Source organism: Streptomyces sp. SID14478 (assembly GCF_010548525.1).
Taxonomy (GTDB): Bacteria; Actinomycetota; Actinomycetes; order Streptomycetales; family Streptomycetaceae; genus Streptomyces.
The window spans coordinates 1-10,118 of the sequence record NZ_JAAGMG010001145.1 but is presented as its reverse complement, the minus strand read 5'-3'; the positions used below and the strand labels follow the sequence as shown (position 1 = coordinate 10,118).

Here is a 10,118-nt window from a genome sequence, read left to right as displayed (position 1 = left end):
CGGCTCATCGCCCTCGCCAGGGAGAAGGGCGTCGCTGCCGTCAGCGGCACGGGCGCGGGCCGCTGGCCGGCCGTCCACGTCCGCGACGCGGCCCGCCTGTACCGGCTCGCCCTGGAGTCCGCCCCGGCCGGGACGCGCCTGCACGGCGTGGCTGAGGAGGGCGTGCCGATGCGCGACATCAACGAGGTCGTCGCCCGGCACCTCGGCGTCCCGTCGGCCGCGCTGGCGCCCGAGGAGGCGGCCGAGCACTTCGGCTGGTTCGCCCGCTTCGCCGGCGCGGACATCCGCGCCTCCAGCGAGCGCACCCGCGCCCTGCTCGACTGGCACCCCACGGAAGCCACCCTCCTCGAAGACCTGGAGGAGGGCCACTACTTCACCGAGACAGAAGGGAACTGAGGGGCGGTCGTGACGGATGTGCCGGTAGAGTCCGGCGGATCCGTCACGACGCCAGGGGGGCTCCGATGCGCGATGAGGCGAAGTACCGCGAGGACCTGGAACGCCACTTCCTCGCCGAGACCTACCGCTACCGCAAGCGCGGCCTGGGCCTGCTCGGGGCCGGCGGCCTGCTCTGGCTGTACGTGGCGCTCCGGCTCGTCCTGCCGTGGTCGGTCCTCGGCGCCGACCCGGACTGCGGCGCCCCGCTCTTCGAGCGCCTGGAGGACGGCGGCTTCGACAGCGGCGTCCGCCACGCCTGCGCGGCCAGCCCCTGGCCCACGCTCCTCGCGGTCCTCCTGGTCTCCGTCCCGCTGTTGGTCACCGGCGCGGCCCTCTACGTACGCGGTGTGGTCAGCGCCAACCTCAGCCATTACGTGCGGTCCATGACCCGCTGACCCGAACCGGCGCCGGAGCGCGCAAGAATGGGGGAATGACCGACAGTTCCGTCCGCCCATCCCCCCTCGCGGACCCGCATCTCGTCTTCGACCCGGCGCCCCTGCACGGCACGGACGGCCCCAGGGACATCGCCGTCCTGGGCTCGACGGGCTCGATCGGCACGCAGGCCATCGACCTCGTGCGGCGCAACCCGGACCGGTTCCGGGTCACCGCCCTGAGCGCGGCGGGCGGCCGGGTCGGCCTGCTCGCCGAGCAGGCGCACGGCCTGCGCGTCCGCACGGTCGCCGTGGCCCGCGAGGACGTCGTACCGGCGCTGCGCGAAGCGCTCGCCGCCCAGTACGGCCCGGGGGAGCGGCTCCCCGAGATCCTGGCCGGCCCCGAGGCCGCCACCGAGATCGCGGGGCGCGGCGACTGCCACACCGTCCTGAACGGCATCACCGGCTCCATCGGTCTGGCCCCGACGCTGGCCGCCCTGGAAGCGGGCCGCACCCTCGCCCTCGCCAACAAGGAGTCGCTGATCGTCGGCGGCCCACTGGTGAAGGCGCTCGCCGCGCCGGGCCAGATCATCCCGGTCGACTCCGAGCACGCGGCCCTCTTCCAGGCCCTCGCGGCCGGCACCCGCGCGGACGTGCGCAAGCTGGTCGTCACGGCCTCCGGCGGGCCGTTCCGCGGCCGCACCAAGGCGGACCTCGCCCACGTGAGCGTCGAGGACGCCCTCGCACACCCCACCTGGGCGATGGGCCCGGTCATCACCGTCAACTCGGCGACGCTGGTCAACAAGGGCCTGGAGGTCATCGAGGCGCACCTCCTCTACGACATCCCCTTCGACCGCATCGAGGTCGTCGTCCACCCGCAGTCGTACGTCCACTCCATGGTCGAGTACGTCGACGGGTCCTCGATCCTGCAGGCGACGCCGCCCGACATGAGCGGCCCGATCGCCATCGGCCTCGGCTGGCCCGAGCGGATCCCCGACGCGGCCCCCGCGTTCGACTGGACGAAGGCGTCGAGCTGGGATTTCTTCCCGCTCGACAACGACGCCTTCCCGTCGGTGGGGCTCGCCCGGCACGTGGGGGAGCTCGCGGGCACGGCCCCGGCAGTGTTCAATGCGGCAAATGAGGAGTGCGTGGACGCGTTCTTGAAGGGCGCCCTTCCGTTCAACGGGATCATGGAGACCGTGACGGAGGTCGTCGAGGAACACGGCACACCGCGAACGGGAACTTCGCTGGCGGTCGCGGACGTCCTCGATGCGGAGACCTGGGCGCGCGCCCGGGCCCGTGAACTGACGGGAACGACCGAGATGACGACCGCGGAGGCTCGTGCATGACGTCCTTGATGATGATCCTCGGCATAGTCATCTTCGTGGTGGGCCTGCTCGTCTCCATCGCCTGGCACGAGCTGGGCCACCTGTCGACGGCGAAGCTCTTCGGCATCCGCGTCCCGCAGTACATGGTCGGCTTCGGGCCCACCCTGTTCTCGCGCAAGAAGGGCGACACCGAGTACGGCGTCAAGGCGATCCCGCTCGGCGGCTACATCCGCATGATCGGCATGTTCCCGCCGGGCGCCGACGGCAAGATCGAGGCCCGGTCCACGTCCCCCTTCCGCTCGATGGTGGAGGACGCACGGGCGGCGGCCTTCGAGGAACTGCAGCCCGGCGACGAGTCCCGCCTCTTCTACACGCGCAAGCCGTGGAAGCGCGTCATCGTGATGTTCGCGGGCCCGTTCATGAACCTGATCCTCGCGATCGGGCTGTTCTTCGTGGTCCTGATGGGCTTCGGCGTCACCCAGCAGACGAACGTCGTCTCGTCCGTCTCGCCGTGCGTCATCCAGGCCAGCGCCAACCGCGACACCTGCAAGGCGGCCGACGCCGAGTCCCCGGCCAAGGCGGCGGGGCTCCAGCCGAAGGACAAGATCGTGTCCTTCAACGGCGTCACGACGGACAAGTGGAACACCCTGTCCGACGAGATCCGCGAGAGCGCCGGCAAGACGGTCCCGATCGTCGTCGAGCGCGACGGGCAGCAGAAGACGCTGACCGCGAGGATCGCCACGAACCAGGTGGCGAAGAAGGACTCCAGCGGCCAGATCGTCGACGGTTACGTCAACGCCGGCTTCCTCGGCTTCACCGCCGCCACCGGCGTCGTGCACCAGGACTTCGGGGACTCCGTGTCCTGGATGACCGACCGGGTCGGCGACGCCGTCGACTCGATCGTGGCGCTGCCGGGGAAGATCCCCGCCCTGTGGGACGCGGCGTTCGGCGACGGGCCGCGCGAGCAGGACTCCCCGATGGGCGTGGTCGGCGCGGCCCGCGTCGGCGGTGAGATCTTCACCATGGACATCCCGGCGACGCAGCAGCTGGCGATGGCCCTGATGCTGGTCGCGGGCTTCAACCTCTCCCTGTTCCTCTTCAACATGCTGCCGTTGCTGCCGCTCGACGGCGGGCACATCGCGGGGGCCCTGTGGGAGGCGCTGCGGCGCAACCTGGCGCGGGTGTTCCGGCGCCCCGACCCGGGCCCGTTCGACGTGGCGAAGCTCATGCCGGTCGCGTACGTGGTGGCCGGAATCTTCGTCTGCTTCACGATCCTGGTGCTCATCGCGGACGTCGTTAACCCGGTGAAAATCTCCTGATCGCGTGCTGGTCACGGCGGCCGGGCACGGTGTGTGCCCGGCCGCCCACCTTTGAGTGGAGTTTGCGGGGCGCGGTGTGCTCGGATGCGCGCCGGTGACGTAATCTCGAAGTTCTGGGACTCGATCCACACCTTGGGGTTGCACAGCAGATGACTGCGATTTCACTCGGCATGCCGGACGTACCGACCAAGCTCGCCGAGCGGCGCAAGAGCCGGCAGATCCAGGTCGGCACGGTGGCCGTGGGCGGCGACGCCCCGGTCTCGGTGCAGTCGATGACGACGACGCGGACGTCCGACATCGGCGCCACGCTCCAGCAGATCGCCGAACTCACCGCGTCCGGCTGTCAGATCGTGCGGGTGGCCTGCCCCACGCAGGACGACGCCGACGCGCTGCCCGTCATCGCCAAGAAGTCGCAGATCCCGGTCATCGCCGACATCCACTTCCAGCCGAAGTACGTCTTCGCCGCCATCGAGGCGGGCTGCGCCGCGGTCCGGGTCAACCCGGGCAACATCAAGCAGTTCGACGACAAGGTCAAGGAGATCGCCCAGGCGGCCAACGACCACGGCACCCCGATCCGCATCGGCGTGAACGCGGGCTCCCTGGACCGCCGCCTGCTCCAGAAGTACGGCAAGGCGACCCCCGAGGCGCTCGTCGAGTCGGCGCTGTGGGAGGCGTCCCTCTTCGAGGAGCACGGCTTCCGCGACATCAAGATCTCGGTCAAGCACAACGACCCGGTGGTCATGGTCAACGCGTACCGGCTGCTGGCCGAGAAGTGCGACTACCCGCTGCACCTCGGCGTCACCGAGGCGGGCCCCGCCTTCCAGGGCACGATCAAGTCGGCGGTCGCCTTCGGCGCGCTGCTCTCCGAGGGCATCGGCGACACGATCCGGGTGTCCCTGAGCGCTCCCCCCGTGGAGGAGATCAAGGTCGGCAACTCGATCCTGGAGTCGCTGAACCTCAAGCCCCGCCGCCTGGAGATCGTCTCCTGCCCGTCCTGCGGCCGCGCCCAGGTCGACGTCTACAAGCTGGCCGAAGAGGTCACCGCGGGCCTCGACGGCATGGAGGTCCCGCTCCGCGTCGCCGTCATGGGCTGCGTCGTGAACGGCCCGGGCGAGGCCCGCGAGGCCGACCTCGGCGTCGCCTCCGGCAACGGCAAGGGCCAGATCTTCGTGAAGGGCGAGGTCATCAAGACCGTCCCCGAGTCGAAGATCGTGGAGACCCTCATCGAAGAGGCCATGAAGATCGCCGAGCAGATGGAGGCGGACGGAGTCGCCTCCGGCGAGCCGTCCGTGGCCGTCGCGGGCTGACACCACCCGCTTCCGCGCGCGCTCGTCCGCCGGGTCCCTCCCGGCGGGCGGGCGCGCGGTGCGTTGTGGTGGCCCGCGCAGCCTTCCCGAGCGAGCGGAACTCGCTTCGGGGGCGCGGGCAACCGCGCGAGCGACCACGACGTACCCGCAGCCGCCCACCGGGCGGAAACCCGGCGGACGGGACGGCGAAGGGCCGCAGACGGCAGGCCCCCTGCGACCCTCAGCACCGCCAGGTACAGTGCGGAGATCAGCAGCCCAGCCAAAAAGGCCCGCACGTGTTGACTCAGACCACCACCCGGGTCCTCGAACCGAGTGACCTCGACGCCGCGCTCACGGTGCTCGACCGCGAGCCGGTCGCCAATGCCTTCGTGACGGCCCGCGTCCGCATCGCGGGCCTGGACCCGTGGCGGCTGGGCGGCGAGATGTGGGGCTGGTACGAGGACGGCATGCTGCAGTCGCTGTGCTACGCGGGCGCCAACCTGGTCCCGATCTGCGCCACCGACCGCGCCGTGCGCGGCTTCGCCGACCGGGCGCGCAGGGCCGGACGCCGCTGCTCCTCCATCGTCGGCCCCGCCGAACCCACCGCCCTGCTGTGGCGGCTGCTGGAGACGAGCTGGGGCCCCGCCCGCGACGTACGTGCGCACCAGCCGCTGATGGTCGCCGAGCGGATGCCCGCCGACATCGCCCCCGACCCGTACGTGCGCCGCATCCGCAAGGACGAGATGGACTCGATCATGCCGGCGTGCGTGGCGATGTTCACCGAGGAGGTCGGCGTCTCCCCGCTGGCCGGCGACGGCGGTCTGCTCTACCAGGCGCGGGTGGCCGAACTGGTCGGCTCCGGCCGCTCGTTCGCCCGCCTCGACGAGAACGGCAAGGTCGTCTTCAAGGCGGAGATCGGCGCCGCCACCGACCGGGCCTGCCAGATCCAGGGCGTCTGGGTCGCGCCCGAGCACCGCGGCCGCGGCCTGGCCGCCCCCGGCATGGCGGCGGTCCTGCGCTACGCCCTGGCCGACGTCGCCCCCGTCGCCAGCCTCTACGTCAACGACTTCAACACCCCGGCCCGCGCCGCCTACCGGCGCGTGGGGTTCGAGGAGGTCGGGGCGTTCATGAGCGTCCTGTTCTAGGGTTGAGGTGCTACGGGGGTTCTTGATCAGGTAACACGGACTGTAGGTGCCCCCACGATGTCAGCTTCGGCCCCGGCCGCCCCCTCCGACGACCCCCAGGGAAACGACGGCCCCCAGGGAAGCTGGGAGGCCTGGCGCGCCGAGCGGCACCGCTCCGTGACCGGCCCCACCGGGAACCTCGCCCTCGTCGAGACGCGCTGGCTGCCCGCCGGTGAACTCCCCGACGTAGCGGCCGCCCGCGCCGGACAGCCCGACACCGTGACGGTCACCACCCTCGTGCGCACGGACATGGTCACCGGCGAGCCCGAGCACGGCCTGCGCTTCTGGGACGCGCACTCCCCGGCCGTCCGGGACTTCGTGCGCATCGACGCCTTCCCGTACGACCCGGCCTGGGTCCTCGACGCCACGTACACCCCCGTCGAGGGCGCCCGGCGCATCGCCTTCGAGCACCTGCGCGACAACGGCGGCACCCGCGAGAAGGTCGTCCCCGGCGACATCGCCCTGACCCTCGACGGCGTCGACTACACGCTCTCCGCCTTCGACGACGACGGCACGCTGCTGCTCGTCTTCGGCGACCCGACCAACGGCGGATCGACGTACGGCGCCGGCCGCTTCCTCTTCGTGGACCACACCGGCGGGGACCGCGTACGCCTCGACTTCAACCGGGCCTTCGTGCCCCCGTGCGGCTTCTCCGACCAGTACAACTGCCCGATGCCACCGCGCCAGAACCGCCTCCACCTGCCCGTCGAGGCAGGCGAGAAACTGCCGGTCTCCCGGCCCTGACCACCGGCCCGTACAGCCGCACCGGCCCGCGGGGTACCCTCCGGAGATGCCGCACCGGAACCGTACGGATGACGCCGCCGTCACCATCGGCCCCCTCGACCTGCGCGCCCGCGTCGACGAGGCCCTCGCCGTCCAGGCCTACGCCTTCGGGCTGAGCGACGAGGAGATCGCCGTGCGCCGCCAGATCGTGCTGCGCCACATCACCTACCCGGGAGCCCGCTCGCTGGGCGCCACCACGGGCACGGGGCGGCTCGTCGGCTTCGTCTACGGCATGCCGAACGACCGCACGCACTGGTGGTCCACGGTCGTCGAGCCGTACCTGCGCTCCGGCGGTCACGAGCAGTGGCTCGACGACTCCTTCGTCATCACGGAACTGCACGTGCACCCCGGCTATCAGAACCGCGGCATCGGCCGCACCCTCATCACCCGGATCACCGACACCGCGACCCAGCCCCGCTCGATCCTGTCCGCGATCGACTTCGACAGCCCGGCCCGCGGCCTGTACCACTCCCTCGGCTACGAGGACCTGGCCCGCAACGTCCTGTTCCCGAGCGCCCCGAAGCCGTACGCGGTGATGGGCGCCCCCCTGCCGCTGCGCCGCTGACCCGCAACCGATTTCCGGCCGCGCCCGGCCCCCGGCTAACCTGCCGGGACCACCCTTACGCAGCAGGAGTCAAGAATCATGGCCAAGGCCCAGGTCCAGCGCATGTCCCGGTTGATGGTGAAGACACTGCGCGACGACCCGGCGGACGCCGAGGTGCTGAGCCACAAGCTGCTCGTCCGCGCCGGATACGTGCGCCGCACCGCGGCCGGCCTGTGGTCCTGGCTGCCGCTCGGCAAGAAGGTCCTCGCCAACGTCGAGCGCGTCGTGCGCGAGGAGATGGACGCCATCGGCGCGCAGGAGGTCACCCTCCCCGCCCTGCTGCCCAAGGAGCCGTACGAGGCGACCGGCCGCTGGGAGGAGTACGGCGCCGAGCTGTTCCGCCTGAACGACCGCAAGGGCGGCGACTACCTCCTCGGCCCCACCCACGAGGAGATCTTCACCCTCCTCGTCAAGGACCAGTGCACGTCCTACAAGGACCTGCCGGTGATCCTGTACCAGGTCCAGAACAAGTACCGCGACGAGGCCCGCCCGCGCGCCGGCATCCTGCGCGGCCGCGAGTTCCTGATGAAGGACTCCTACTCCTTCGACACGGCCGACGAGGGCCTCGCCGAGTCGTACGGCCTGCACCGCGCCGCCTACCAGCGCATCTTCGAGCGCCTCGGCCTCGACTACCGCATCTGTGCCGCGACCGCCGGCGCGATGGGCGGCTCGAAGTCGGAGGAGTTCCTCGCCCCGGCCGCCGCCGGTGAGGACACCTTCGCCGACTGCCCGCACTGCGACTACGCCGCCAACACCGAGGCGGTCTCGTACGCCCTGAAGCCGGTGGACGCCGCCGACGTCCCCGCGCTCGAGGAGATCCCCACCCCCGACACCCCGACCATCGAGACGCTCGCCGCGCACCTCGGCGTCCCGGCGTCGGCCACCCTCAAGAACCTCCTGGTGAAGGTCGACGGCGAGATCGTCGCCATCGGCGTCCCCGGCGACCGCGAGGTCGACATGGACAAGGTCGAGGCGCACTTCGCCCCGGCCGCCGTCGAGCTGGTCTCGGCCGAGGACTTCGCGGGCCGCGACGACCTCGTCAAGGGCTACGTCGGCCCGGCCGGCCTGGAGAAGGTCACCTTCCTCGCCGACCCGCGGATCGCCCCCGGCACCGCCTGGATCACCGGCGCCAACAAGGACGGCGTGCACGCCAAGAACGTCGTCGCCGGACGGGACTTCGAGGTCTCCGCGTACGTCGACGTGGTCGTCGTCCAGGAAGGCGACCCCTGCCCCGCCTGCGGCACCGGCCTCAAGCTGGACCGCGCCATCGAGATCGGCCACATCTTCCAGCTCGGCCGCAAGTACGCCGACGCCTTCCAGCTCGACGTGCTCGGCCAGAACGGCAAGCCGGTCCGCGTCACCATGGGCTCGTACGGCATCGGCGTCTCGCGCGCGGTCGCCGCCCTCGCCGAGCAGCACGCCGACGACAAGGGCCTGGTGTGGTCCAAGGAGATCGCCCCCGCCGACGTCCACGTGGTGGCCGCGGGCAAGGCGCTGCAGACCGAGCTGGCCCTGGAGGTCTCGGACAAGCTGGCGGCCGCCGGCGTACGGGTCCTGGTCGACGACCGCCCGGGCATCTCGCCCGGCGTGAAGTTCACCGACTCCGAGCTGATCGGCGTGCCGCAGATCCTGGTCGCGGGGCGCCGCTCCGCCGACGGCATCGTCGAGCTGAAGGACCGTCGCACCGGTGAGCGCGAGGAGCTCACGGTCGAGGAGGCCGTGGCCCGCCTGACGTCCGCCTGACGCCCGCCGAGCACACACGATCGCCCCGGACCGCGAGGCCCGGGGCGATTCTGTTGCGGCGCCATGAGGAGGTTCCGGTGCCCGGCGATCCCACGCACGGGACGCCCCGCGGATCCCGCCCTTCGGGCGGATGACAGGGGCTTTCGCCACGCGCCCTACAGCCAGCCCGCGAACTCCAGCAGGTTCTCGCCGTCCCGCTCCCGCCCCACGCGCAGCGCCCGCACCCCGGACTCCACGGCACGGAACAGTGTCCAGCCGCGCAGCCGCACCTGGTCCACGTCGAGCGACTCGGCAAGCCGCTTGACCCTGCGGCGCGTGATGGCCGGCCCCGACGGGGAGCCGATCAGGTCCTCCACCCGGTCGCGCACGAGCCGGGCCAGGTCGAAGGCGCATTCGCCCACGACCGGGTCGGGCCCGACCGCGAGCCACGGCATCCGCTCGCCGGACAGCACCTTAGACTGCCGGAACGTGCCGTGCAGCAGGCGCAGTTCGGGCGGCGCCGCCACCAGCTCCGTACGGGCCTCCAGGGCCGCGTCGACCAGCGGCGCGACCTCCGGGAAGGCAGCCACGGCCGCCCGCATCGCCAGCGCCTGCCGGCCCGTGCGCTCGGGCACCGTCTCGCAGTTGCGCCCGGCCGGCGGCTCGGTCCACAGCCGCCGCAGCGTCCCCGCCGCTTCGAGCAGCGCCTTCGCCTCCGGCAGCGTCCGCACGGACACCTCGGGGTGCAGCCGCTCAAGGAGCAGGGCGCCGTCGTTCACGCCCGGGTCGAGCAGCCGGACCGACCCGAAGCCGTCCCAGTGCGTCAGCGCCGCCCGCTCCGCCTCCGGCCGGAACCGCTCCGGCGCCAGCTTCAGGATCGCCGGGACCCCGTCCGCCGTACGGACATGGGCGACCAGGCTGCTGCGCCCGCCGGGCACGTGCACGCGCTCGACCGTCACCTCGCGCCGCTCCGCTGCCTCGTCGAGCAGCGCGGGGACCCGGCCGAGCCAGGCCGACGCTCCCTCGTCGCGCACTTCGCCGAGCGCGTTCACCAGCCGCTGCGGCGGTTCGAAAGCCATGCGCGAG

General features: G+C 71.9%; 9 protein-coding genes and 1 pseudogene. 9 read left to right on the top strand and 1 reads right to left on the bottom strand.

The annotated features are described in order from the left end of the window. From G3I40_RS36775 to G3I40_RS36735, 9 genes and pseudogenes are all read left to right on the top strand, one after another. Positions 1-396 (top strand): annotated as a pseudogene (locus G3I40_RS36775) (3-beta hydroxysteroid dehydrogenase); the annotation flags it as partial. Positions 397-461: 65 nt separating this feature from the next. Further along, the gene (locus G3I40_RS36770; protein WP_164559167.1) at positions 462-830 is read left to right on the top strand and encodes a hypothetical protein; all 369 of its coding nucleotides are present in this window, start codon (positions 462-464) and stop codon (positions 828-830) included. Between the two features lie 35 nt (positions 831-865). Further along, the gene (gene dxr / locus G3I40_RS36765) at positions 866-2,155 is read left to right on the top strand and encodes a 1-deoxy-D-xylulose-5-phosphate reductoisomerase (RefSeq protein WP_164559166.1); all 1,290 of its coding nucleotides are present in this window, start codon (positions 866-868) and stop codon (positions 2,153-2,155) included. After that, on the top strand, positions 2,152-3,453 hold the full coding sequence (locus G3I40_RS36760) for a site-2 protease family protein (protein ID WP_164559165.1): 1,302 nt from the start codon (positions 2,152-2,154) through the stop codon (positions 3,451-3,453). The genes dxr and G3I40_RS36760 overlap by 4 nt, the downstream gene beginning before the upstream one ends. 149 nt (positions 3,454-3,602) lie before the next feature. Then, positions 3,603-4,760, top strand: coding sequence for a flavodoxin-dependent (E)-4-hydroxy-3-methylbut-2-enyl-diphosphate synthase (gene ispG, locus G3I40_RS36755; RefSeq protein WP_164559164.1), 1,158 nt, complete (start codon positions 3,603-3,605; stop codon positions 4,758-4,760). A 275-nt stretch (positions 4,761-5,035) separates the two neighbouring features. Next, the gene (locus G3I40_RS36750) at positions 5,036-5,884 is read left to right on the top strand and encodes a GNAT family N-acetyltransferase (protein ID WP_164559163.1); all 849 of its coding nucleotides are present in this window, start codon (positions 5,036-5,038) and stop codon (positions 5,882-5,884) included. Positions 5,885-5,941: 57 nt separating this feature from the next. Next, entirely contained in the window at positions 5,942-6,667 is a 726-nt protein-coding gene (locus G3I40_RS36745) for a DUF1684 domain-containing protein (protein WP_164559162.1), read from the top strand. A gap of 46 nt (positions 6,668-6,713) precedes the next feature. Next, positions 6,714-7,271, top strand: coding sequence for a GNAT family N-acetyltransferase (locus tag G3I40_RS36740; RefSeq protein ID WP_164559161.1), 558 nt, complete (start codon positions 6,714-6,716; stop codon positions 7,269-7,271). 78 nt (positions 7,272-7,349) lie between these two features. Then, positions 7,350-9,053 (top strand): proline--tRNA ligase, encoded by a 1,704-nt coding sequence (locus G3I40_RS36735; RefSeq protein ID WP_164559160.1) that lies wholly within the window; start codon positions 7,350-7,352, stop codon positions 9,051-9,053. A gap of 155 nt (positions 9,054-9,208) precedes the next feature. Here G3I40_RS36735 and G3I40_RS36730 read toward each other — a convergent pair whose 3' ends face one another. Continuing rightward, positions 9,209-10,111, bottom strand: a complete 903-nt coding sequence (locus G3I40_RS36730) for an aminoglycoside phosphotransferase family protein (RefSeq protein WP_164559168.1) — start codon at positions 10,109-10,111, stop codon at positions 9,209-9,211. Positions 10,112-10,118: the final 7 nt, after the last annotated feature.